Source organism: Pseudomonas sp. GZJR-8, from assembly GCF_002916705.1.
GTDB lineage: Bacteria > Pseudomonadota > Gammaproteobacteria > Pseudomonadales > Pseudomonadaceae > Aquipseudomonas > Aquipseudomonas synxantha_A.
Genome location: NZ_JXSI01000011.1, coordinates 147,026 through 171,703, shown reverse-complemented (window position 1 = coordinate 171,703; position 24,678 = coordinate 147,026). Strand labels below are relative to the sequence as shown.

Annotated in this window: 23 protein-coding genes; 9 read left to right on the top strand and 14 right to left on the bottom strand. The window is 61.0% G+C overall.

Annotated features, from left to right (window positions below):
• Nucleotides 1-668 precede the first annotated feature (668 nt).
• A complete protein-coding gene (locus TK42_RS20745) occupies nt 669-1,616 on the bottom strand; it encodes an AraC family transcriptional regulator (RefSeq protein WP_103735012.1) in 948 nt (315 codons plus the stop codon).
• A 169-nt stretch (nt 1,617-1,785) separates the two neighbouring features.
• On the opposite strand from TK42_RS20745, the gene TK42_RS20740 reads away from it, so the two are divergent.
• Complete coding sequence (locus tag TK42_RS20740) at nt 1,786-2,973, top strand: MFS transporter (protein WP_103735011.1); 1,188 nt, start codon at nt 1,786-1,788, stop codon at nt 2,971-2,973.
• Here TK42_RS20740 and TK42_RS20735 read toward each other — a convergent pair.
• Nucleotides 2,966-3,787 (bottom strand): helix-turn-helix domain-containing protein, encoded by an 822-nt coding sequence (locus TK42_RS20735; RefSeq protein ID WP_032880875.1) that lies wholly within the window; start codon nt 3,785-3,787, stop codon nt 2,966-2,968. The two genes, TK42_RS20740 and TK42_RS20735, sit on opposite strands and share 8 nt — an antisense overlap.
• Nucleotides 3,788-3,883: 96 nt before the next feature.
• Here TK42_RS20735 and TK42_RS20730 point away from each other — a divergent pair, with 96 nt between their 5' ends.
• A complete protein-coding gene (locus TK42_RS20730) occupies nt 3,884-5,095 on the top strand; it encodes an MFS transporter (protein WP_078821240.1) in 1,212 nt (403 codons plus the stop codon).
• Nucleotides 5,096-5,586: 491 nt separating this feature from the next.
• Here the strand turns inward: TK42_RS20730 and TK42_RS20725 are convergent, their stop codons facing one another.
• Nucleotides 5,587-5,895: a DUF2834 domain-containing protein gene (locus TK42_RS20725; RefSeq protein WP_103735010.1), complete on the bottom strand. Its 309-nt coding sequence runs from the start codon at nt 5,893-5,895 to the stop codon at nt 5,587-5,589.
• Between the two features lie 110 nt (nt 5,896-6,005).
• On the opposite strand from TK42_RS20725, the gene TK42_RS20720 reads away from it, so the two are divergent.
• On the top strand, nt 6,006-7,715 hold the full coding sequence (locus TK42_RS20720) for an amidase (protein ID WP_032880872.1): 1,710 nt from the start codon (nt 6,006-6,008) through the stop codon (nt 7,713-7,715).
• A gap of 465 nt (nt 7,716-8,180) precedes the next feature.
• Here the strand turns inward: TK42_RS20720 and TK42_RS20715 are convergent, their stop codons facing one another.
• Nucleotides 8,181-8,396 (bottom strand): DUF6434 domain-containing protein, encoded by a 216-nt coding sequence (locus tag TK42_RS20715; RefSeq protein WP_103735009.1) that lies wholly within the window; start codon nt 8,394-8,396, stop codon nt 8,181-8,183.
• A gap of 152 nt (nt 8,397-8,548) precedes the next feature.
• Between TK42_RS20715 and TK42_RS20710 the strand changes: the two genes are divergently transcribed.
• Nucleotides 8,549-8,974: a nuclear transport factor 2 family protein gene (locus tag TK42_RS20710; RefSeq protein WP_032880870.1), complete on the top strand. Its 426-nt coding sequence runs from the start codon at nt 8,549-8,551 to the stop codon at nt 8,972-8,974.
• 7 nt (nt 8,975-8,981) lie between these two features.
• Here TK42_RS20710 and TK42_RS20705 read toward each other — a convergent pair whose 3' ends face one another.
• Nucleotides 8,982-10,307 (bottom strand): PLP-dependent aminotransferase family protein, encoded by a 1,326-nt coding sequence (locus TK42_RS20705; protein ID WP_103735008.1) that lies wholly within the window; start codon nt 10,305-10,307, stop codon nt 8,982-8,984.
• Between the two features lie 87 nt (nt 10,308-10,394).
• Between TK42_RS20705 and TK42_RS20700 the strand changes: the two genes are divergently transcribed.
• The 3 genes from TK42_RS20700 to yghX are packed head-to-tail and all read left to right on the top strand — an operon-like array spanning nt 10,395 to nt 12,763.
• Nucleotides 10,395-11,285, top strand: coding sequence for a DMT family transporter (locus TK42_RS20700; protein WP_032880867.1), 891 nt, complete (start codon nt 10,395-10,397; stop codon nt 11,283-11,285).
• A gap of 51 nt (nt 11,286-11,336) precedes the next feature.
• Complete coding sequence (locus TK42_RS20695) at nt 11,337-11,831, top strand: PaaI family thioesterase (RefSeq protein ID WP_103735007.1); 495 nt, start codon at nt 11,337-11,339, stop codon at nt 11,829-11,831.
• Nucleotides 11,832-11,875: 44 nt separating this feature from the next.
• On the top strand, nt 11,876-12,763 hold the full coding sequence (gene yghX / locus TK42_RS20690; protein ID WP_005787912.1) for a YghX family hydrolase: 888 nt from the start codon (nt 11,876-11,878) through the stop codon (nt 12,761-12,763).
• A gap of 18 nt (nt 12,764-12,781) precedes the next feature.
• On the opposite strand, the gene TK42_RS20685 is transcribed toward yghX, so the two are convergent.
• Nucleotides 12,782-13,654 (bottom strand): LysR family transcriptional regulator, encoded by an 873-nt coding sequence (locus TK42_RS20685; RefSeq protein ID WP_103735006.1) that lies wholly within the window; start codon nt 13,652-13,654, stop codon nt 12,782-12,784.
• 131 nt (nt 13,655-13,785) lie between these two features.
• On the opposite strand from TK42_RS20685, the gene ampC reads away from it, so the two are divergent.
• Entirely contained in the window at nt 13,786-14,925 is a 1,140-nt protein-coding gene (gene ampC / locus TK42_RS20680; protein ID WP_032880862.1) for a class C beta-lactamase, read from the top strand.
• A gap of 45 nt (nt 14,926-14,970) precedes the next feature.
• Here ampC and dctM read toward each other — a convergent pair whose 3' ends face one another.
• The 8 genes from dctM to TK42_RS20640 all read right to left on the bottom strand — a co-directional run bounded on the left by dctM (nt 14,971) and on the right by TK42_RS20640 (nt 23,579).
• Complete coding sequence (gene dctM / locus TK42_RS20675) at nt 14,971-16,251, bottom strand: C4-dicarboxylate TRAP transporter large permease protein DctM (RefSeq protein WP_032880861.1); 1,281 nt, start codon at nt 16,249-16,251, stop codon at nt 14,971-14,973.
• Nucleotides 16,251-16,883 (bottom strand): TRAP transporter small permease, encoded by a 633-nt coding sequence (locus TK42_RS20670; RefSeq protein WP_103735005.1) that lies wholly within the window; start codon nt 16,881-16,883, stop codon nt 16,251-16,253. Before TK42_RS20670 ends, dctM begins: the two co-directional genes overlap by 1 nt.
• 161 nt (nt 16,884-17,044) lie before the next feature.
• A complete protein-coding gene (locus tag TK42_RS20665; protein WP_005787905.1) occupies nt 17,045-18,028 on the bottom strand; it encodes a TRAP transporter substrate-binding protein in 984 nt (327 codons plus the stop codon).
• Nucleotides 18,029-18,174: 146 nt separating this feature from the next.
• Entirely contained in the window at nt 18,175-18,990 is an 816-nt protein-coding gene (locus TK42_RS20660; RefSeq protein ID WP_103735004.1) for a CoA ester lyase, read from the bottom strand.
• 14 nt (nt 18,991-19,004) lie between these two features.
• The gene (locus TK42_RS20655) at nt 19,005-20,198 is read right to left on the bottom strand and encodes a CaiB/BaiF CoA-transferase family protein (protein ID WP_103735003.1); all 1,194 of its coding nucleotides are present in this window, start codon (nt 20,196-20,198) and stop codon (nt 19,005-19,007) included.
• Nucleotides 20,199-20,208: 10 nt separating this feature from the next.
• On the bottom strand, nt 20,209-21,558 hold the full coding sequence (locus tag TK42_RS20650; protein ID WP_103735002.1) for an MmgE/PrpD family protein: 1,350 nt from the start codon (nt 21,556-21,558) through the stop codon (nt 20,209-20,211).
• A 10-nt stretch (nt 21,559-21,568) separates the two neighbouring features.
• Nucleotides 21,569-22,732 (bottom strand): acyl-CoA dehydrogenase family protein, encoded by a 1,164-nt coding sequence (locus TK42_RS20645; RefSeq protein WP_103735001.1) that lies wholly within the window; start codon nt 22,730-22,732, stop codon nt 21,569-21,571.
• Between the two features lie 28 nt (nt 22,733-22,760).
• Entirely contained in the window at nt 22,761-23,579 is an 819-nt protein-coding gene (locus TK42_RS20640; protein ID WP_103735000.1) for a MaoC family dehydratase N-terminal domain-containing protein, read from the bottom strand.
• A 131-nt stretch (nt 23,580-23,710) separates the two neighbouring features.
• On the opposite strand from TK42_RS20640, the gene TK42_RS20635 reads away from it, so the two are divergent.
• A complete protein-coding gene (locus TK42_RS20635) occupies nt 23,711-24,592 on the top strand; it encodes a LysR family transcriptional regulator (protein ID WP_103734999.1) in 882 nt (293 codons plus the stop codon).
• Nucleotides 24,593-24,678: the final 86 nt, after the last annotated feature.

The following is a 24,678-nucleotide window of genomic DNA, read 5'->3' as shown; positions in this document are numbered from 1 at the left end:
ACCGGCACTACTTAGCCAGCCGAACCAATAATGCCCGCCTTGGCTCACAAATATCTACACCTAATACCCTTTTACACTATTGACAAATGTATAATCGCTATAGAATTCAGAAGAAAATTCCAATTCATAACTCATCCCTGGCGCCACCTTTACTAGTCTCCCGTACGGAGCCAGATTATGTAATATCCAAATAGGCTGACTGCCCGATTTTTTAGCGGAAACCTTTACATCGTAGGGTATATGGTCACCCACTACATCATCGTCACCGGACTCTATAACAACCGGTATCGTCTCTAACGTACTGCCATAGGGCACAAAGGCATTATATTGCACTTTCGACGGGTCCAATTAGTCAAAAGTCGTTAACGTTGTGATAACGCCATCACCTTCGTCAAGTTCCAGTGTAAAAATACCGGGCGTTTCCAGCTTAAGACTCAAAAATACATCACTCATCTCTATCACTCCTGATCATGATTTAAATAAAGTCCAAAAAAATCGATCAGGCATTAAGCTCAGCATCGATATGAGAAATGTACGTTTTTTCATCTGCCTGTCTACTGTCAACATTAACAGCTACTTAGAGGCGTTACTAATAACCGTTAGCAGAAATAGCTATATATGCCCTGTAAAAAACTCGGCAGGTTCGACTTCCCCAACCTGTCCAGCCCCTACGCCTGTTTGCATGACTGATGTTCTGTATTTTCCGCGCTGACTTGAGCCATGCTTCTGCCTCGCAACGTGGCAATATCACGCTTGGGCGGCCCCCCAAACAGCCGGTTGTACTCACGGCTGAATTGAGACGGGCTCTCATACCCAACTTTGAACGCGGCACTGGAGACATCCTGGTGCTCGTTCAACATCAATCGTCGCGCTTCATTCAAACGCAGCCATTTCTGGTACTGCAGCGGGCTCATCGCAGTCAGTTGCCGGAAGTGATGGTGGAAGGTCGCCGCGCTCATTTGCACCCGCGCAGCCAGTTCTTCCACACGCAGGGCGGCATCGAAATTCAACTTCAGCCAGTCGATGGCCTTGGCAATCCGATAACCCTGCCCGTCCACCGAACAGATCTGGCGCAGGCGGCCGGCCTGGTCGCTTTTCAATAACCGGTAATGAATCTCGCGCTGGATTAACGGCGCGAGTACCGGGATTGCTTCGGGTTCATCCAGCAACGCCACCAGGCGCGCGAATGCGGTCAGCATGCCGTCGGTGACCGTGCCGATCCCCACGCCTTTCATGACTGCACGCTCACGAGCCGGCGGCAAACCACCCTGGGCGATCAGCTCGGCCAACATGCGCAAGTCCAGTTTGAACGTCAGCCCCAGGCAAGGTTGCTCGGGGCTGGCGACCAGCACCTCGGAATTGGCCGGAATGTCCAGCGATGTCACCAGGAACCGGGAAGTGTCGTAGGGGTAGCCCTCGCCGCCGACCCATAGCTGCTTCTCGCCTTGGGCCACCAGCACGATGCACGGCTCAACCATGCACACCACTGGCGCAGCGGGTTGCTCACGCCGATAAAACCCCAGCCCGGGAATCGGCATGGGGTAATCGCCGGGCGACGGGGTGCGCGACTCGATGGAGTGCGCGAGGGTTTGCAGGGACGCAGGGTGGATGCTCATAGCGGACTCGTTTGCCTCTTTGCGCAACTTTACTCCCGCACGCCTCGCGAGTCCCAGGTATACCGCGAGACTCAGAGGATCAGGCAAGTAATCTGGCGAATCGAACTATGGAACCTGGGGTTTGATCCGGAAAATGCGCAGGCCATTGACGCATTAACGGGTTTACGCCATGTCTGATACACCTATCAAAAGCAGTTGGGGCGCAGTGCTGGCGATGTCGCTCGCCGCGTTCGCCCTGGTCGCCTCCGAATTCATGCCCGTCAGCCTGCTGACACCGTTGGCCGCCGACCTGCACATCACCGAAGGCCAGGCTGGCCAGGGCATTTCCGTATCCGGGGTGTTTGCCCTGCTCACCAGCCTGGTGATCGCCTCGATCGCTACACGGGTGGACCGCAAGCGCCTGTTGATGGCGTTGACGCTGCTGATGATTATCTCCGGCACCGTGGTAGCGTTCGCGCCCAATTACCTGGTGTTCATGCTCGGTCGAGCCTTGATTGGCGTGGCGATTGGTGGCTTCTGGTCATTGTCGGCGGCCACGGCGATGCGCCTGGTGCCGCAAGCGCAGATACCGCGGGCCCTTGCCATCGTCAACGGCGGCAACGCGCTGGCAACGGTGATCGCTGCGCCGCTGGGCAGCTTTCTCGGCGGGATCATCGGCTGGCGCGGTGCGTTCTTCTGCGTGGTGCCGGTCGCGGTGGTTGCACTGGTATGGCTGCTCGCCAGCCTGCCCGCGCTGAAAAACCAGGGTGAGGCGAAAACCGCCAATGCGTTGCGCCTGATGAAAAACCCCAAGGTGGCCTTGGGCATGTTCGCCGTCAGCGTGTTCTTCATGGGCCAGTTCATGTTGTTCACCTACCTGCGCCCGTTTCTGGAAAGCGTCACGCGGGTTGAGGTGTCTACGCTGTCGTTGATGCTGTTGGTGCTTGGCCTGGCAGGCCTGGCCGGTACGTTTTTGATTGAACGTTTCCTCAAGCACAACCTGTACCCGACACTGATTGCCATCCCGCTGATCATGGCAGGCCTCGCACTTGCGCTGGTGGAATGGGGCCATTCAACGATCATAACCACGCTATTGCTCGGCAGTTGGGGCCTGGTGGCAACCGCCGCACCTGTGGGCTGGTGGACGTGGCTGGCGCAGACCTTGCCCGATGACGCCGAAGCCGGCGGCGGATTGATGGTGGCTATCATCCAATTGGCGATTGCTGCCGGCGCCACCGTCGGCGGCGTGGCGTTCGACCTGAGCGGCTACCAGGCCACCTTTGAACTCAGTGCCGGCTTGCTGGTAGTCGCCACCCTGCTCGCCTGCCTGACGTCACGCCGTGCTGTGCAAGCTCGTGTTATCAGCGGTGCTACCTGAAAAAATGACTCGGCGTCTTGCCAAACTGTTTCTTGAACATGCTGGTAAAGGCGCTGGGGCTTTCGTAACCCAGTTCAAATGCCACGTCGATAATCTTCTGCCCTACCGCTATGCGCTCCAGCGCCAGCAGCAGCCGCGCCTGCTGGCGCCATTGGCCGAAGGTCATGCCGGTTTCCTTGCGAAACAGGCGCTGAATGGTGGTTTGATCCAGCCCAAGGCGCGCGCTCCAATCGGCGACGGTGGAGGCATCCCCCGGTTCGTCCTGCAACGCCAGGCAAATCTGGCTGAGGCGCGGGTCGGCAGGCTGCGGCAGGGACAACGGCAAGTCCGGTAGGATCGCCAGTTCGTCGAGGATCAGGTGCATGATCCTGGTATCGCGTGAGTCCTCGGCATACGGCGGCTTCAGGCTGACCGAGGCCTTGATCAGTTCACTCAACAGCGGCGAAACCGTCACCGTCTTCGGCTCGGCTGGCAGGTTCGGGAAGCTGTCCGGGCGCACGAACACGCTGCGCATCTTCAACGTGCCCACGCATCGTAGCGAATGGACTTGCCCGCACGGCATCCAGAAGCCACGGTTGGGTGGCACCGTCCATTGATTCAGCGCCGAATACACCACCATCACCCCGCCAATGGCATAGAGCAGTTGATGCTTGTTGTGGCTGTGTTCCGGGATCACCCAGTTTTCCGGATAATCGGTGGCCGAGCTGATGACGGCCCAATCGCCTTCATCGATCTCTTGGAGAAATTTGTCTAGGGATTTGATTGTTTCGCCCTTTTTGCGATGGTTTATGCCCGAATTTCGCGAGACAGGCATTTTCTTCGAATTTAGCATAGCTTTCGAAACAATTAGAAATGGCTGCCAGCTAAAGTACTGTCTGCCCCTGTTCGCTGCCTTGTATGGAATGCCCGCATGTCGAGCCTCACCGCGACACCCGCCGCTGCCACCACGACACCCCAGGTAAGCCCTCTGGTCATGCGCGTCCTCGGCGCCTGCGCCCTGGCGCATATGATCAATGACCTGATCCAGGCCGTGCTGCCGTCGATCTACCCGATGCTCAAGGCCAACTACGGCCTGAGCTTCACCCAGGTCGGCCTGATCACCCTGACCTTCCAGTTGACCGCCTCCCTGCTGCAACCGTGGATCGGCTATCACACCGACCGCCACCCCAAGCCTTGGCTGTTGCCGGCGGGCATGGTGTGCACCTTGATCGGTATTTTGATGCTGGCGTTTGTCGGCAACTTCCCGGCGATTCTGCTCGCGGCGGGGCTGGTGGGTGTCGGCTCGTCGACCTTCCACCCGGAAACCTCGCGGGTCGCACGCCTGGCGTCCGGTGGGCGCTATGGCCTGGCGCAGTCGACCTTCCAGGTCGGCGGCAACACCGGCAGCGCGTTCGGCCCTTTGCTGGCGGCAGCGATCATCATTCCCTACGGCCAGACCCATATCGCCTGGTTCGGCCTGTTTGCGGTGTTCGCGATCCTGGTGCTGTATGGCTTGAGCCGCTGGTACCGTCACCATCTCAATCTGTTCAAGCTCAAACAGGGCAGCCAGGCGACCCATGGCTTGTCCAAAGGCCGTGTGACTTTCGCCCTGGTGGTTCTGGCCGTGCTGGTGTTCTCCAAGTATTGGTACATGACCAGCCTGACCAGCTACTTCACCTTCTACCTGATTGAAAAATTCCAGCTGTCGGTGGCCAGCTCGCAGATGTACCTGTTCCTGTTCCTTGGCGCGGTGGCGGTCGGCACCTTCGCCGGGGGCCCGATCGGCGACAAGATCGGCCGCAAGAAAGTCATCTGGTTCTCGATCCTCGGCGCCGCGCCGTTCACCCTCGCCCTGCCCTACGTCGACCTGTTCTGGACCGCCGTACTCAGCGTGGTCATCGGTTTCATCATCGCCTCGGCGTTCTCGGCCATTGTGGTGTTTGCCCAGGAACTGGTGCCGGGCAACGTGGGCATGATCGCTGGGATATTCTTCGGCCTGATGTTCGGTTTCAGCGGGATTGGCGCGGCGTTGCTGGGGTTGCTTGCCGATAACCACGGGATCGAATACGTCTACAAACTGTGCTCGTTCTTGCCGTTGGTGGGCATCTTGACGGTACTGCTGCCTTCGACCAAAGGCGTTTGAACGAAGGCAGGTGAGTATTTACCTGATCAAACTGTGGGAGGGACTTGCGCCCGGTAAGCATAGGTATCTTCACAACTTTGGTGCGACGCCGAAACTGTGGGAGGGGGCTTGCTCCCGATGGCGGCCTCAGGGCCGATCAGGATGCTGGGTCAGACCGAGTACATATCCGTTATTTGGGTAACGGCCACTATTGGTCCCGCTCTTACAGCGGCTCACTTTTGAAAAGCGCAAAATTAAGCAAAACGCTCTTGCCCCACCACTCGGCACCTCGCTTAGGCTCGGTGTGCCCGTAATCCGACAGGTATTTGGGGGGCCGCCGCCACGCGCCATCCATGGCGCGGGGCGGCTAAACCGGCATCCCTGCCGGTTTACCCCCCAAATCCCTGTCGAATTACGGCCAGCGTGGTTTGACGGGGCGCCTAAGATCAAAAGCAGATCAAGATCAAGAGCGGCTCGCTTCGCATCGTGGTTACTGTCGTTGGCATCTACCGTCAGGTGCGTCGCGAGAACCCATTAACGACGATATACAGCAGCGGCCCTACCGACACGAACACCGCCGTCAACAGGAAATACGGGATCAACGACGCCACGGAGCGCCCTCGTCCGCGCGCGTCCCGGTACATCCACACACACGCCAGCACCGCCATCAAATACAGGTCAATCACCACCTGTGCGGTATCAGGCCGCGACATCAGCTCGCGTCCAAATGCCAGCAGTGATTGCTCGGCCGTGAGCATCGTCGCCGCCGTGTAGAGGGTAAATCCCAGCAGGGCAACCAGAGCAATATAGGGTCTGTGCATTGTCTCTTCCTTGAAGCGCAATGGTAGTCATCGCGGCCACCTTAGCTGGTTTTGTGAAATATCTGTACGTAGACTGCCGCCATCCCCCCACGTGAAGGCGGCGAAAAAACGTGATGCAAGTTACTGAAGTCTCCATTGCCCAATTGCGCGCTGCGCTTGAAGCCGGGCAGACCACGGCCGTTGAACTGGTCCAGGCATACCTGGCACGGATCGATGCCTACGATGGCCCGCAGACAGCTACGGCGCTGAACGCCGTGGTGGTGCGCAACCCTGACGCCCTGAAAGAAGCCGAGGCGTCGGATGCGCGCCGCGCCAAGGGCCAGACCCTGGGACCGTTGGAGGGTATTCCCTACACGGCCAAGGACAGTTACCTGGTCAAAGGTCTGACGGCCGCATCCGGCAGCCCGGCGTTTGCCAAGCTGGTGGCCCAGCGCGATGCCTTCACCATTGAGCGTCTGCGTGCCGGTGGCGCGATCTGCCTGGGCAAGACCAACATGCCGCCGATGGCCAATGGCGGCATGCAGCGTGGCGTGTATGGCCGCGCCGAAAGCCCTTACAACGCCGACTACCTGACCGCGCCATTTGCGTCCGGTTCTTCCAACGGCGCGGGCACTGCCACCGCCGCCAGCTTTGCAGCGTTTGGCCTGGCTGAAGAAACCTGGTCGAGTGGCCGCGGCCCGGCCTCCAACAATGGTTTGTGTGCCTACACGCCTTCCCGTGGGGTGATTTCGGTACGCGGCAATTGGCCATTGACCCCGACGATGGACGTCGTGGTGCCATATGCGCGCACCATGGCCGACCTGTTGGAAGTGCTCGACGTCGTGGTGGCCGAAGACCCCGACAAGCGCGGCGACCTGTGGCGCCTGCAACCCTGGGTGCCGATCCCCAGCGTCACCTCGGTGCGCCCGACCTCATACGCCGCACTGGCCACCAGCAGCGAAAGCCTGGCCGGCAAGCGCTTTGGCGTGCCGCGCATGTACATCAATGCCGACCCCGACGCCGGCACCAGCGAAAAACCCGGTATCGGCGGGCCCACCGGGCAAAGGATCAATACCCGCGCCACGGTGATCGAGTTGTGGCAAGCCGCCCGCCAGGCGCTGGAGGCCGCCGGCGCCGAAGTGATCGAGGTGGATTTCCCGCTGGTATCCAACTGCGAAGGCGACCGCCCCGGCGCGCCAACGGTGTTTACCCGTGGCCTGGTGTCCAAGGAGTTCCTCCACGACGAACTGTGGGAGCTATCTGCCTGGGCCTTTGATGATTTCTTGCGCGCCAACAACGATCCGGCGCTCAACCGCCTGGCGGATGTGGACGGACCAAAGATCTTCCCCCATGACCCCGGTACCCTGCCCAACCGTGAAGACGACCTCGCCGCCGGCATGGATGAATACGTGCGCATGGCCCAACGCGGCATCACACCGTGGGACCAGATCGGTACCGTGCCCGATGGCCTGCGTGGCCTGGAAGCAACCCGACGCCTGGATCTGGAAGACTGGATGGACAACCTCGGCCTCGACGCCGTGCTGTTTCCGACCGTAGCCGATGTAGGCCCGGCCGATGCCGACGTGAACGAAGCGTCTGCCGACATCGCCTGGAGCAACGGCGTGTGGGTGGCCAACGGTAACCTCGCGATTCGCCACCTGGGCGTGCCCACCGTCACCGTGCCGATGGGCGTGATGGCGGATATCGGTATGCCGGTGGGGCTGACGTTTGCCGGGCGTGCTTATGATGATTCGGCGCTGCTGCGCTTTGCCGCAGCGTTTGAAGCCACCGGCAGCAAACGCGTGATACCGCCACGCACACCACCGCTGCCCAGCGAATAAAAGCAATTCAAATATGGGAGGGTATCTACACAACTTTGCAGTCGCCAACAGTAACCACGATGCGAAGCGAGCCGCTCTTGATCTTGCTCTTGATCTGCTTTTGATCTGAGGCGCCCCGTTAAACCACGCTGGCCGGAATTCGACAGGGATTTGGGGGGTAAACCGGCAGGGATGCCGGTTTAGCCGCCACGCGCCATGGATGGCGCGTGGCGGCGGCCCCCCAAATCCATGTCGGATTACGGGCACACCGAGCCGAAGCGAGGTGCCGAGTGGTGGGGCAAGAGCGTTTGGGTTACTTTTGCGCTTTTCAAAAGTGACCCGCTGTAAAAGCGGAACCAATAGTGGTCGTTACCGCAGCAATGGATATGTACTCGGCCTGATCCAACATCCTGGTCGGCCCTGAGGCCGCCATCGGGAGCAAGCCCCCTCCTACATTTTGCTGTATTTGCAATCAAGCACCGTGGCTTAGGGCAGCGTCACCTCGCGACGCTGCCACTCGTCCACCACATCACCCATAGTCTTGGGGACGCCATTGAGAATCCACGCCATAAAGGGGCGGTTGAACTTGAACGTCGGCCCGCACTGATCACGCATGAAACGGCGCACGTTCTGAGTGTTTTTATAGCCCGGGGTCACCGGTGTCCCACGGGTGAGAGGGTCGCTGTGCCAGTCAAAAGCCATTTTTACCTCGGCTATGGGGTGCTGGTTACCACTCTAACCTCGAATCATCTCAGCCCATTTCAAAATTTCACTTTCCTTCCCTGCCGAAATTATTGCATGGTTGTACGACGACATACCTCGTCGTATCCACCCAACAAAAACAAGGAACACCCATGCCCAACCTCAAAGTGCTGATCGGCTTCCTGTGCCTGTTCTCCGGCTACGTCGCCGCTGCCCCCGCTGAAAAGGAAGTGGCCCAGGCAGTCGACCAGCTGACCCAAGCCATGTTGCATCTGGACGTCAAGCAACTTCACGCGCTGACATCCGACACGCTCACCTACGGCCACTCCAGCGGCAAAGTGCAGAACAAGGCGCAATTTATCGCCGACCTGCAAACCCACACCAGCGCCTTCAAGACTCTGGAAATGCAGAACCAGACCATCACCCTTAATGGCGATACCGCCCTGGTGCGCAACCACTTCCATGCTCTGGCGGTGAACAGTGGTGTGGACACGCCAACCGATATCGACAACTTCCAGGTCTGGCAGAAGCAACACGGCAAGTGGTTGCTGATCGGGCGCCAGGCTTACAAATACTGAGCACAGCTCACCACGCCACCACTTTGCGTATCGTCTCCAGGGCCCCACGCAACTGCGCCATCGGCACCGACCCCAGGGCCACGCGCAGTGCGTGGGGCACCTGGGCCGAGACTGCGAACGGTTCGGCGGTGGACACGCAAATGCCTTCGCGCTGCAAGGTCATGACGACTTGATCGGCGCGAGCCTCTTCTGCCAAAGGCAGCCACAAAAAATACGATGACGAATGGCTGACATACCGCACGCCCGTCAGCACTTGGGCTGCCAGTGCCTGGCGGGCTTGGGCATCCGCGCGTTTTTGCGCCTCCAGTTGCGCCACCGTACCGTCTTCGAGCCAGGCCACTGCAATGGCACTCATCACGCCTGGCACGCTCCAGGTGGTGGCCATGATCGTACGTTCCAACCTGCTCACCCAAGCTGAAGGCGCCGCGATAAACCCTATGCGCAAACCGGCGGCGACATTCTTGGACAGCCCACCCACATACACCGTGCGCTCCGGGGCCAGTGCCGCCAACGGCGCAGGTGCATCTTCGGCGAGAAACGCATAGGCGCCATCCTCGACGATCATCAGGTTGTGCTGCCGGGCAATCGCCACCAAACGCTCGCGCTGCTCCAGGCTCAGTACCCAGCCCAGCGGGTTATGCAGGGTTGGCATGCTGTATACCGCACGTACCGGGCGCTGGCGACACAGGCTATGCAGATGGTCCAGGTCCGGGCCGGCCGTGGTCACCGGGATGGCGACGATTTCCAGGTGCAGGGTTTCGGCCAGCGCCTTGAAGCCCGGATAAGTCAGCGCATCCACCGCGATCACATCCCCAGGCTTGAGCAACGTCATCAGGGTCACCGCCAAGCCGTGCTGGGCGCCGCTGACCACCAGTACCTGCTCGGCGGCCACCGTGAGTCCTCGATTCAACAAGTGCCGGGCCATGGCGGCGCGCTCATGCACGCGCCCTGCATGGGGCTGGTAACGCAGCAGTGCCTCCAGATCGCCCGACAACGCCAACTGGCGCAACGCCGTGCGCAACAGCTCGGCCTGCCCAGGCAAGGACGGGTAGTTGAAATTCAGGTCGAGCAGGCCCGGCGCCACCGTCATCTGCCCGCTGCCCTGCCCCGGCGGCAAGGTGATTTCACGCACGAAGGTACCGCGACCGGTCTCGCCACTGACCAGGCCCATGGCTTCCAACTCGCTGTACACCCGGCTCGCGGTGACCAGTGCCAAGCCATGCTCAGCGGCCAACTGACGATGGGTGGGCAAGCGCGCGCCGGCAGGCATCTGCCCACTGCGGATGGCCTCGGCGAAGGTATCGACCAGCAATTTGTAGCGCGCACGGGGCATCGGGATGTATCCATGACAATTTTTTGATTGTCCTAATCTTCAGCCCTAGCATGAGCCGCACGCAACCCCACTTTCGGACATACCGCCATGGAACGCATCGCCCGCTTCGGCACCCTGGATGTCAGCACTCAGGGTTGGATCAACGGTTTTATCGGCGTGGTGATTTTCAGCGGATCGCTGCCGGCCACGCGCCTGGCGGTCATGGAGTTCGACCCGGTGTTCCTGACCATGATCCGCGCCACCCTCGCCGCCCTGCTGGGGGGCTGCCTGTTGTGGCTATTCAAGGAAAAACGCCCCACCCGTCAGCAATGGGCTCCCTTGGTGATCGTCGCTCTGGGCGTGGTGATCGGCTTCCCACTGCTCACAGCCCTGGCCCTGCAATACGTGACCTCGGCCCATTCAATCGTCTTCATCGGCCTGCTGCCCCTGGCCACGGCGGTATTTGGCGTGCTGCGTGGCGGCGAGCGACCCAAGCCAGTGTTCTGGTTGTTTTCCATCCTGGGCAGCCTGTTGGTGATGGGTTACGCCTTTGCCCAAGGCTTGAGCGCCGCCCCTGCAGGCGACTTGTTGATGCTGTTGGCGGTGCTGGTCTGCGGCCTGGGTTATGCCGAAGGCGCCAAGCTGTCGCGCAGCCTGGGTGGCTGGCAGGTGATTTGTTGGGCGCTGGTGGTGTCGCTGCCGCTGGTGGCACCGTTGAGCCTGCTGCTGGCGCCTTCGACCCTCAGCGGCATCAGCCTGCCGGCGTGGCTGAGCCTGGGGTACGTGGCGCTGTTCAGCATGTTGATCGGCTTTGTGTTCTGGTACCGCGGCCTGGCCCAGGGCGGCATTGCCGCAGTCGGCCAGTTGCAGCTGCTGCAACCTTTCTTCGGCCTGGCGCTGGCCGCGGGCCTGCTGCATGAGCAGGTCAGCCTGGGCATGGTGCTGGTGACGTTCGCGGTGATCGGCTGCGTGGCCGGGGCGAAGAAGTTTGCCCGCTGACGCGTGGCCTGCTAAACAGGGAAGTCGCCTGAACAATAACAAGGACTTTGCATGACCACCGCTTCTCTCCAAGACATCACCGCGCCAGAAGGCATCTGCTACGGCTGCGGCAGCAGCAACCCCCATGGCCTGCATATCAAGAGCCGCTGGGCCGAAGATGGCGTACACGTGGTCGCCGAGCATCAACCCGAAGCCAAATATAGCGGCTGGCCAGACCTGGTCTACGGCGGCCTGATCGCCATGCTGGTGGATTGCCATTCCAACTGGACCGCCATGGCCTACCACTACCGCGCCGAACAGCGCGAACCCGGCAGCCTGCCGCGCATCGACTGCGTCACCGGCAACCTGGGGATCAAATTCATCAAGCCCACACCGATGGGCGTGCCGCTGACCCTGCGCGCACGGGTCGAAGGCGACATCGGGCGCAAAAGCCGCGTGGTCTGCGAGGTGTACGCCGGTGACGTGCTCACGGCCATCGGCGATTCAGTTTTCGTACGCGTCGACACCGGGCAATTGGCCGCGGCCGCCCATGGTCGCGAGGCGTGATCCTGGTCTACAGTGACTGCAACCGCTGATCGAGGACTGCACCCATGCCCCGTCTTACCGCCAAGGACTTTGCTCCCGAACTGCTGGAACTCTACGACGGCTACGCCCACGGCAAGATCAACCGCCGCGAGTTTCTCGACCGTGCCGCGCTGTTCACCTTGGGCGGCCTCACCGCCTCGGCGCTGCTGGCAGCCCTGAGCCCCAACTACGCCCTGGCCGAACAGGTCAAATTCACCGATCCGGATATCGTCGCCGACTACATCACCTACCCTTCGCCCAAGGGCAACGGCACGGTGCGCGGCTACCTGGTGCGCCCGTCCAAGGCTGCGGCAAAACTGCCCGCCGTGGTGGTGGTGCATGAAAACCGTGGCCTGAACCCCTATATCGAAGACGTGGCCCGGCGCCTGGCCAAAGCCGGCTTCATTGCCCTGGCACCCGATGGCCTGACGTCCGTGGGCGGCTACCCCGGCAACGATGAAAAAGGCGTGGCGCTGCAACAGACTGTCGACCCGACCAAACTGATGAACGACTTCTTCGCCGCCATCGAATGGCTGATGCACCACGACAGCAGTACCGGCAAAGTCGGCATCACCGGCTTCTGTTACGGCGGCGGCGTGACCAACGCGGCGGCGGTGGCCTACCCGGAACTGGGCGCTGCGGTGTCGTTCTACGGGCGCCAACCCGAGGCCAAAGACGTGCCGCGCATCAAGGCACCGATCATGTTGCATTTCGGGGAACTGGATACGCGGATCAATGAGGGTTGGCCGGCGTATGAGCAGGCGTTGAAAGCTGCGGGCACGACGTATGAGGCTTACATCTACCAAGGCGCCAACCACGGTTTTCACAATGACTCAACGCCGCGGTATGACGAGGCAGCAGCCAACCTGGCCTGGGAGCGCACCCTGGGCTGGTTCCGCAAATACCTCGCCTAGCCGCCGCCTTCCACATTCTTATTCAATACACGTCTGCAACCACCCCTTGAACGCCAACATCGCGGGTGTCTCGTTGCGTGACTGCAAACGGGTCAACCAATAACTGCCGGTCGTGATCCCCACATCGAACGGCTGGCGGATCACATCGCTTTCCAACTGGCGTGAAAACATCAACGCTGGCGCCAGGGCCACACCGCTGCCTTGCAAGGCGGCCTCCATCATCACCAGCGACGAGTCGAACACGATACTGCGCGGCACCAGGGTGTCTGCCGGCAACCCGGCAGCCTGCAACCAAAGGCTCCACTCATCGGCACGGTAAGAGCGCAGCAAGGTGTACTTCAACACGTCGGCCGGGCTGTGCAATTGCTCGGCAATCTGCGGCACACACAACACCGTCAGCGGGGCTTCCAGCAAAGGGCAGGCCTCGGTGCCATGCCAGGCGCCTGCGCCAAACCGAATGGCGTAATCCAGGCCCTCGGCAGCGACATCAACGCGGTTGTTGTGGGTGGACAGGCGCAAATCAATAAACGGATAGCGGCTGTGGAAATCCGCCAAACGAGGCAATAGCCAGCCCACGGCGAAGGTGCCGACCGCGCCCACTGTCAGCACCTCGCGGTAGTGACCGCCCTCGAACTGGCCCAGGGTGTGGGCAATGCGGTCGAAGGCTTCACGCAACACCGGCAGCAGGGTTTCGCCTTCGCGAGTGAGCATCAGGCCGCGTGGCAGGCGCTTGAACAGCGTGACATTGAGCTGCGCCTCGAGGCTTTTGACTTGATGGCTGACTGCGGCTTGGGTCACGCATAGCTCGATGGCCGCGCGGGTAAAGCTCAAATGGCGCGCCGAGGCTTCAAAAGCGCGCAGGGCATTGAGGGGCAGATGGGAACGCAACAAGGCTTACCCCAATTTTTCTAATGGCTGGTGCGAGATATCATCGTTTGCTCCGGGTATAAAATCCACCTAGATTTGCCACGCCTGCGCAGGCTCTGATCATCATTGCCACTTTTACATGGAAGCGAATCACCATGAAATATCAGCCAAAGTACCTGGTTTCAGCTTTGCTGCTCGTATCCGGCGGCTGTATGGCCGCCACCGATATACGCCAGGTCGTGGACAGCAACGTCAAACCCTTGATGCAACAGCAAGGCATCCCCGGCCTTGCGGTCGCGGTGGTGAACCAGGGCAAGGTGCAATACTTTAATTACGGCGTAGCCGCCAAGGACACCCAGGCCGCGGTCACCCAAAACACGCTGTTCGAAATCGGCTCGGTGAGTAAAACCTTCACCGCTACCCTTGGTGGTTATGCCCAGGCCATCGGCAAGCTCAAGCTGTCGGACACAGCCAGCCAGTACTTGCCGTCCCTGGCCGGCAGCGCGTTCGATCGCATCAGCCTGCTGCAACTGGCGACCTATACCCCTGGCGGCTTGCCGCTGCAATTTCCGGATGCAGCCGACAGTGCATCGACCATGCTGGGCTACTTCCAGCATTGGAAGCCCACTTACGCTGCGGGTGAACAACGCTTGTACTCCAACCCCAGCATCGGCCTGTTCGGCTACCTGACCGCGCAAAGCCTGGGCCAGCCGTTCAACGTTGCCATGGAGAAGACGCTGCTGCCCAAGCTAGGGTTGACCAACACGTATGTCAGCGTGCGCACGGACAAAGCCAGCCAATATGCCCAAGGCTATGACAAGCAGCAAAAACCTGTGCGCGTCAGCCCCGGCGCGCTGGACAGTGAAGCCTACGGGCTCAAGACCACCAGCCAGGACCTCGCCCGCTATGTCATTGCGAACATGCACCCGCAAACCCTGGAACAGCCCGTGCAACAGGCCATCGCCGCCACCCACGCTGGCTACTACACCGTGAACGGCATGACCCAGGGCCTGGGCTGGGAGCGCTACCCCTACCCTATCACCCTGCAAGCGTTGATCGACGGTAACTCCACACCGATGGCAATGGAGCCGCACAAGGTCACCTGGCTCAACCCGGCCCAGGCGCAGCCGGCCAACGTGTTGTACAACAAGACCGGCTCTACCGGTGGCTTTGGTGCGTATGTGGCGTATGTGCCGAGCAAGGATATGGGCGTGGTGATTCTGGCCAACAAGAACTACCCGAATGCCGAGCGGGTAAAAGTGGCCCATGCGATCTTGAGTGCGATGGATCAGTAAGGCCGAAACAATCAACAAATGTGGGAGGGGGCAATCCCTCCCACCTTACATCCCCAGCCAATGCGGCAGCGCAAGGGAAATGAATGGCAAGTAAGTCACCATGATCAGGAACACCAGCAAAATCATCAGCCACGGCATCGCCGCGCGAATGGTCTGCCCCAATGTCAGCCCGGTCACCGCCGAGGTCACGAACAGGTTCAGTCCCACCGGCGGATGAACCAGGCCGATTTCCATATTCACCACCATCACGATCCCCAGATGAATCGGGTCAATCCCAAGCTTCATCGCGATCGGGAAGAAGATCGGCGCCAGGATCAACACAATCGCCGAAGGCTCCATAAAGCTGCCGGCAATCAGTAGCACCACGTTGACCATGATCAGGAAACCAATCGGCGTCAGCCCTTCGGAAATCACCCACGCAGTGATTTCCTGGGGGATCTGCTCAGTGGTCAGCACATGGGCAAACAGCATGGCGTTGGCGATGATGAACATCAGCATGATCGACAAGCGCCCCGACTCCAGCAACACCTTGGGGCAGTCGCGCAGCGTCATGTCCTTGTAGATGAACAGCGCGACAAACGCCGAATACACCGCCGCCACCGCCGCTGCTTCGGTGGGGGTGAACATGCCGCTGTAGATGCCGCCGAGGATGATCACCAACAGCAACAGGCCCCAGAACGCCCGGCGTGCGCAACTGAGCCACTCGCGGAACGTCGCCCGTGGTTGCGCGGGTAGCTTCTTGATACGCGCGACGATGTAGATCGCGATCATCAACATCAGGCCCAGCAACAGTCCCGGGATCACCCCAGCCATGAACAGCTTGCCCACTGAGGTTTCGGTCGCCGCCGAATACACCACCATCACAATCGAAGGCGGAATCAGGATACCCAAGGTCCCGGCGTTGCAGATGATCCCCGCACCAAACTCCTTCGGATAACCGGAACGCACCATGCCTGCCACGGCAATCGAGCCCACCGCCGCCACCGTGGCCGGTGACGAGCCGGACAGCGCGGCAAACAACATGCAGGCCAGCACCGCTGCAATCGCCAGACCGCCACGGATATGACCGACACAGGCATTGGCAAAGTCGATCAGCCGCTGAGCCACGCCACCAGTGGTCATAAAGGCACCGGACAGCAGGAAGAACGGGATCGCCAGGAAGGTATAGGCGTCGCTGGTTTCAAACAGCTTGATCGCCAGGGAGCTCACCGAGTCCTGGCTGAACATCAGGATCGACACCGCGCCGGACAGCCCGAGGGAAATCGCAATCGGCACGCCAAGGAACATGAACACGAACAACAGCAGAAACAGACAGAGCACGGCCATCAGTGACGCTCCTCATGGCTGCCGGCCAACTTGCTGGCCTCACCGGCCTCATCGGCCAATCCCAACCCGACCTGGCGGTGGGTAAAAATGCGGTAGAAAATTTCCAGGTAGCGAATCAATACCAAGGCAAAACCGATGGGCACGATCACCACGATGTCACCGACGTCGATACCGAACTGGTCAAGGTCCTCGGCACCGATATGCGCGGTCATTACCGCACTCACCCACTTGTAGCTGGCGACCATGAACAGGCCGGCGTAGGCCAGGCAGCACAGGCAGGCGAGCATCCCGAGCAAGCGTTGTACCGGGCGTTTGGTCAACCTGACCAGCGCGTCCACGCCCAGGTGGCCGGCGGTGCGTACTCCGTAGGAAATGCCGAAGAAAATCAACCAGCTGAACATGGCCTTGGTCAGCGCCACGCTCCAGGTCATGTCCTGGGCCCAGGTCATGGCGGTGTCGCCCAGGGCATTGAAGAAGTGACTGCTCCAGGCCCATTTATCCGCCAGAGCAAAGAACAGGGTGTAGATGTTGTTGAGCATGACGTAGACGAATGTCACCAGGGTCATGGCGGCCAGCAGGAAGGCAATAAAGCCTTCCTCCAGGTGCTCCCAGACGCGCCTTAGCGTTTGCATGGCAAAACCTCGCGAGGCAAATGAAATACCAGGGTGGAACTTGCCCAAATGTGGGAGGGGGCTTGCTCCCGATAGCAATGTGTCAGCTTGCAGATCTGTCTCTGATCCACCGCTATCGGGAGCAAGCCGCCTCCCACATTGGATCTCAGTACACCCTGGGATTATTGGTTGGAAGCGTCCGCTGCCTTGATCAGCTCAGCCCCGATCTGGCCTTCGAACTTCTGCCACACCGGGCGCATGGCTTCGCGCCAGAGCGTGCGTTGCTCGGGGGTAAGTTCGATGATCTCGCTTGTCTTGGCATCGATGATCTTCTGCCTGGCCGACTGGTTCAGCGCTTCGGCCTGCTTGTTCACCTCGACAGTGACTTCGGCCATGATCTGCTCCAGCGTGCTGCGGACATCCGGCGCCAGGCCGTTCCAGAACTTGGCGTTGGTGATGACCATGTAGTCGATCAGGCCATGGTTGGACTCGGTGAAATACTTCTGCACCTCGTTGACCTTCTGGCTTTCATAGTTCGACCAGGTGTTCTCGGTGCCATTCACGGTGCCGGTCTGCAAGCCCTGGTAAACCTCGGCAAAGCTCATCTTGCGCGGGTTGGCGCGGATCGCCTTGAACTGCTCTTCAAGCACGCTGGAGGCTTGCACGCGAAACTTCAGGCCACGGGCGTCCTTGGGTTCGTGCAGGGCCTTGTTGGCGGAGAGTTGCTTGAGGCCGTTGTGCCAATAGGCCAGGCCGAGAATGTTCTTGTCCTGCATCGCAGTCAGCAGTTGCTTGCCCTGGGCGGCCTGGAAACGGTCGACGGCAGCCAGGTCGTTGAACAGGAACGGCAGGTCGTAGATCTGCACCTGTTTGGTGTACTGCTCGAACTTGGCCAGGGACGGCGCCAGCATCTGCACGTCACCCAACAGCAACGCTTCCATTTCCTTGCCATCGCCGAACAGCGACGAGTTGGGGTACACCTCGACCTTGACCTTGCCGGGCAGGCGTTCTTCGGCGAGCTTCTTGAACAGCAGCGCGCCCTGGCCTTTGGGCGTGTTCTCGGCCACCACGTGGGCGAACTTGATCACAATCGGGTCAGCCGCCTGGGCCAGGCCCGCGGCGAACAAGGTGGCGGCGCACAGCAGCGCCCGAGAGAGCTTGAGCATGGGAAATCACCTTCTTATTGTTGTGTTGTAAGGCAAAGTGCCTGATGTGCTGCATATTGAGAATTTCGAATTTTAGATACCTGCGTTCGGCCTGGCCGAACACCAACCTCAAGGAGCATGTCGATCCTGTGGGAAGGCTTATCCAGTCAGGGTTGGGCAGCCAGCAGTCTTTGTGCCCGCAGCAACACCGGCGCATCCACCATCTGCCCATCAATCTGATAGGCCCCTGCCCCATGGGCACTCGCCTCCACTACCCGCTTGGCCCAGGCCAGGTCTTCAGTGCTGGGCGCCAACGCCTGATGAATCACCGGAACCTGCTTGGGATGGATACACAACGCCCCGGCAAAACCCATTTCATAGGCGTGCCGGATCGAACTGCGCAGGCCCTCAGGGTCGTCGATGGCCGGATGTACGCCGTCCAGCGGTGCCACCAGATCGGCGGCGCGCGAATGCACGATCAGTGACAGGCGCGCCTGGTCGAGGGCAAACTCAGCAGCGCGGGAATGGCTGCTCAGGTTCAGATCCAGGGCCAGGTCCAAGCCACCGAACGACAGCCGCTCTACCAGCGGAGCATGGGCAATCTCGGCCACCGCCAACAAGCCGCGAGCGCTTTCGATGATCGGCCAGATGGGTTTGCCGGTGGCAGCCACTACGGCGACCTGGGCTGCGCTCTCGACCTTGGGGAGCAGCACACCCGCGACATTTGCATGAGCCTTGCAGAACGCCACATCCTCAAAATGCTCGACGTGTCCAGGCGCATTGATGCGCACCCACACCTGAGCCTCGGGGTGGGCCTGCAGGAACATCCCCAGATTGTCCCGGGCCTGGCGCTTGAGCGGCTCTTCCACGGCGTCTTCAAAATCCACAATCACTGCGTCGGCGCCGCTGGCCAAGGCTTTGGCGAACCGCTCCGGGCGGCTGCCCGGCACAAACAACGCTGAACGAACTAAAGGCTTTGGCATCGCACACTTCCTGATCAGATAACGCCGCGCGCACGCAGGCTGTCGATGGCCTCACCGGAATAACCCAGCTGGTCGAGAATGCCCTGGCTGTGTTGCCCCAGTGCCGGCACACCATCCATGCGCGGGGTAAACGCGGCGTTACGCGCTGGTGGCAGCAGCGAGGGCAACGGCCCGGCCGGGCTGTCGACTTCACGCCAACTGTCGCGGGCCTTGAGTTGAGGGTGGGCCCATACGCCTTGCATATCGTTGACCCGCGCGCTGGCGATCTGCGCATCCTCCAGACGCTGAATCACCGCCTCGGCGTCCAACCGGGCAAAACTGTCCACGATAATCTGGCGCAGCGCCTCGCGGTTGGCCGAACGCTTGAAGTTGGCGCTGAAACGTTCGTCCGTCGCCAGCGCCGGGGTGAGCAGTACCTTGTCGCAGAACGCCGCCCACTCGCGCTCATTCTGCAACCCGAGCATCACCGTGCCGCCATCACCAGTGGGAAACGGCCCATAGGGGTAAATCGTTGAATGTGCTGCGCCCGCACGCGGGGGCGGCGGCGCGCCGTCGAAGGCGTAATACATCGGGTAGCCCATCCACTCCACCAGGCTTTCCAACATGCTCACATCGATACGGCTGCCCTTGCCGGTCGTGCCCCGCAGCAGCAACGCCGAAAGAATGCCGCTGTAGGCATACATGCCCGCGGAGATATCCGCGATGGAGCAACCGGCCTTGGCCATCTGCTCATCACTCGGGCCGCCAGTCACCGACAGGAAGCCGCCTTCGCTCTGGATCAACAAGTCGTAGGCTTTCTTTTTCTCGTAGGGCCCGCCTTCGCCATAACCGGAAATATCGCAGACGATCAGCCTTGGAAAACGTTGATGCAGTACCTCGAACGACAAGCCCATGCGCGCCGCCGCGCCGGGTGCAAGGTTTTGCACCAGCACATCGGCATCGGCCAGCAGCGCTTCAAGGATTGCGCCCGCCTCGTCCTGCTTGAGGTCCAGGGTCAGGCTTTCCTTTGAACGGTTGGTCCAGACGAAATGCGATGCCAGGCCGCGCACGCGTTCGTCATAACCTCGGGCAAAGTCACCGGCACCGGGGCGCTCGACCTTGATCACGCGGGCGCCGAGATCGGCCAATTGGCGGGTACAGAATGGCGCGGCAATCGCGTGTTCCAGGCTGACAACCGTGATGCCGTCCAGCGGTCGTTGATTACTCATGACAAATCCCTCAAAGCCAATGGGCCATGGACACGGTGTTACGCAGGTTCCATACCTGCTCGATCAGGCCACTTGCCTGGGCGGGGGTACGGGCGCCGCTGAAGTGAGTCAGGCGCTGGAACTTATCCGCCAGTTCGGCGCGGCTCAGGGTGTTGCCCGGGTCGCCCTTGGGCTCGTCGATGGCACCGTGCAGCGTGCGCCCGTCAGTGGTGGTGACGATGACACGGCCCAGCCAGCGTTGCGGATAGGCGCTATCGACCTCAGGGTCGAGGGTCATGCTGACCTTGTCGCGAAAGGCCGCGACCGCAGGGTCGGTCAACGCCAGCTGATGGAACTCGGGCAACCCTGCTTTGCCATGCACCGCGATCAGGCCAAGCACGGTGCCCATGGAGAATTTGGCCTGGTGCACGGTGGCCGGCACCGTCACCCGGCCGAGCACATCAATGGCGCCTTGATGCACGCGGGTTTCCACTCGGGAGATTTGCGCCGCGCTCAAGCCTTCACGCTGCATCACGTCCAGTAGCGCATCCGCAGCGGGATGGGTGTGGCGGCAGGAGGCATGGAACTTGAACGAGGTTTCCACCAGCGCCCAGCGGCTACCCAAATCAGCGGACAACTTGCTAGGTTCTGAATCACTCGACATGCCCACCGCCAAGCCTTGATCGCCTTCAAGGATATTGCGCGCACCGGTCAATCCATCGGCTGTCAGGTAAGCTGCCAGCAAGCCATCCGCTGCGGCTTTGGCCGTGTGCAGTTGCTTGGAGTCGGCGGCATCGCGCAAGAACTCCCACAGCCCTGCCGCTTGAGTGCCGGCACTGCCGAGCAGGTTGATGAACTGTTCCTGGTTGAAGTCGAGCAATTTGCCCACGGCGACCGCCGCCGCCAGGGTGCCGACGGTGGCCGTGGTGTGGAAGATGCGGTAGTGCGAGCGGCCCAGGAACTCGCCGATGCGAATCCCGGCTTCATAACCGGCCACCGCAGCCAGCAACAGATCGCGACCCGATTTGCCCAGGTCCTGGGCGGCCGCCAGCGCGGCGGGAAACACCACCGTGGCCGGGTGCAGCACCGAACTGTTGTGCAGGTCATCCTGCTCCACCAGATGCGACGATGCCGCGTTGACCAGTGCCGCAAAATACGCGCTGCTGCTGGCGCCGCTGACGATCACCTGGGCCGGGCCGCTGCTCGGCCCCATCTTCTGCGCATAGCGCTCGAACAGGGGAATCGGGTGTGCGCCCTGGCTGGCCAGCGCCGAGGCGAGCCAATCCAGATACAGCTCCTCGATGCGATCCAGTACGTGCTCGGGCAACTGCGAGTAGGTCAGATCAGCGAGGAATTGGCACAGGGCTTGGGTATGACGCATGCTCAGGCCCTCAGAAACTGCGTGGCAGTTCGAGCAGATGCTCGGCCACGTAGGACAGGATCAAGTTGGTGGAAATCGGCGCCACCTGGTACAAGCGCGTCTCGCGGAATTTGCGTTCCACGTCGTATTCGCAGGCAAAACCAAAGCCACCGTGGGTTTGCAGGCAAGCGTTGGCTGCTTCCCACGACGCCTTGGCCGCCAGGTACTTGGCCATGTTGGCGCTGGCCCCGGCGTTCTTGCCGCTGTCGTATTCCTCGCAGGCACGCCAGCGCATCAAGTCGGCCGCTTCGATCTCGATATGCGCTTCGGCAATCGGGAATTGCACGCCCTGGTTCTGCCCGATTGGCCGGCCAAACACCACGCGGTCGCGGGCATAGGCGCTGGCCTTTTCGATAAACCAGCGGCCGTCGCCGATGCACTCGGCGGCGATCAGGGTGCGCTCGGCATTCAGGCCATCGAGGATGTATTTGAAGCCCTTGCCCTCTTCGCCAATCAGGCTGTCGACCGGCAGTTCCAGGTTGTCGAAGAACAGTTCGTTGGTCTCATGGTTGACCATATTGGCGATGGGCTGCACGGTCAGGCCGTTACCGATGGCCTCGCGCAGGTCGACCAGGAAGATCGACATGCCTTCGGACTTTTTCTTCACCTCGGCCAAGGGCGTAGTGCGCGCCAGCAGGATCATCAGGTCGGAATGCTGCACTCGCGAGATCCAGACTTTCTGCCCGTTGATCACGTACTTGTCGCCGCGTTTGATCGCGGTGGTCTTGATCTTGGTGGTGTCAGTGCCCGTGGTGGGCTCTGTGACGCCCATTGATTGCAGACGCAGTTCACCGCTGGCGAGCTTGGGCAGGTAGAAGCGCTTTTGCGCCTCGCTGCCGTGACGCAACAGGGTGAACATGTTGTACATCTGGCCATGCACGGTGCCGGAGTTACCGCCGCAACGGTTGACCTCTTCGAGGATCACCGACGCTTCGGCCAGGCCCAGGCCGGAACCGCCGTACTCTTCGGGGATCATTGCCGACAGCCAGCCGGCAGCGGTCAGGGCCTTGACGAAGGCTTCGGGGAAGCCTTTGTCTTCGTCGATCCTGCGCCAGTAGGCGGCATCGAACTCGGCGCACAAGGCGCGCACGCCTTCGCGGATGGCATTGAGTTCTTCGTTGTCATTGGGGTTCATGCGCGGCTCTCCGCCTGTTGTTCTTGGGTTATTCGAAATGCACCTGGGCGGTCTGCGCCAGACCTTCAGCGTTGCCAGCCCAAAGTTCTGCGACGCCGGTTGCGCTGATGTGCCCGCCTACTTCAAACGGCTGCGGTGCAATCAACGGGCGCACGCCGCGATAGATGAAACGGCGCAGCGTGGCTTCAGGGTGCGCCCGGCAGAACGCGCGCAGGCTCAAGGTAGCGATCAGTGGGCCATGCACCACCAAGCCGCTGTAGCCTTCAGTGGCGGTGACATAGGGATAGTCGTAATGGATGCGGTGGCCGTTGAAGGTCACGGCGCTGTAGCGGAACAGCAGGGTGGGTGTCGGTTCGACCGCTTCTGTCCATTCGCCCCGGACCAGGGCATCGCCGCTGCCGGGTTTGGGCGGCGTGGGCTCGCGATAGACGATGTCCTGTTCCTCGCGGATCGCCAGGCGCCCGGCCTGGGAATAGTCGTGGCGCACCGTGACAAACAACAGCGAACCGGTGCGACCGGTCTTTTCTTCGACCTGAGTGATGGTCGACACGCGGGTCGCCGCCTCGCCGGCTCGCAGCGGGTGCACAAACTCGATACGCCCACCGGCCCACATGCGATTACGGTTATCGGCCGGTGGCAAGAACCCGCCGCGAGCCGGGTGGCCATCGCTGCCCAGGGCCGACTCCGGCAGCGGGTCCTGGAAAAAGCACCATTGCCACAATGCGGGTACGGCTGCACCGTCGGCAGGCACCCCTTCACCGAACGTGGCGGCGATGCGCTTGAGCAGGTTATGGCTCAGGTGATCGTGGGCAGTCTCGCTTCGGCCGATCCAATCAGTGGCGCTCATCGGGTGCAGATCCTCAGGCAGTGGGTGTCTGCTGCCGATCATGCAAGGGCCTGCCCGTTCTGAGAATTTGCATTTCAATAAACCAGCGTTCGGTTATGCTGAACGCTGCCACCCTGTACCGGGAGTCTTGCATGCACTTTGATCTCGCCGACCTGCGCCTGTTTATCCATATCGCCGAATCCCCCAGCCTGACCCAGGGCGCCAAGCGCGCGTTTCTGTCGCCGGCCGCCGCGAGTGCGCGGATCAAGGCCCTGGAAGGTCAGCTCGACACCCGCCTGTTGTACCGCGACAGCCGTGGCGTGGAGATCACCCCGGCGGGCGAGCGCCTGTTGCACCATGCGCGATTGATCATGCGTCAGGTGGACTACCTGAAAAGCGAGTTCACCCAATACGGCGTGGACTCAGCCGGGCATATCCGCATCTTCGCCAACACCACGGCGGTCACCGAGTTCTTGCCGGAAGTGCTGGCGGGCTTTTTGTCCCAGCGCCCAGGCGTGACCGTCGACCTGCAGGAGCGCCTGTCTCGGGACATCGTGCGCGGCGTACTCGATGGCACCAGCGACATGGGCATTATTGCCGGTCCCGTGGAAGCTGCTGGCTTGCAGGTGCTGCATTTCAGTACGGATGAATTGGTGCTGATGGTGCCCGTCGGGCATCCTTTGGCCGATCAGCCTTCGGTCACCCTCGAACAAACCCTCGCCTACCAGCATATCGGCCTGCATGAAGGCAGCACGCTGCTGAGTTTCCTGCGCGAACACGTCGAGCGCCTGGGCAAGCAGTTGTCGCTGCGCATCCAGGTGTCGAGCTTCGAGGCGATCTGCCGGATGGTCGAGGCCGGCGTGGGCATCGGGATCATTCCCGAGTCCGCCGCCCAGCGCCACAGCCGCACCATGCAGTTGACGGCGGTGAAGCTGGACGAGCCTTGGGCGATTCGCGAGCGCAGCATTCTGGTGCGCGAGTTGGAGGCATTGCCGGGGACCATTCGGGCACTGATCGCCACATTGATGCCCTGATCTTGTAGGCGCAAGCAAGTTCGCTCCTACAGTTGGCCGTTAACAGTCTTTGACAGTTTCCCGACAAAGCACTCAAAGATTCTCAG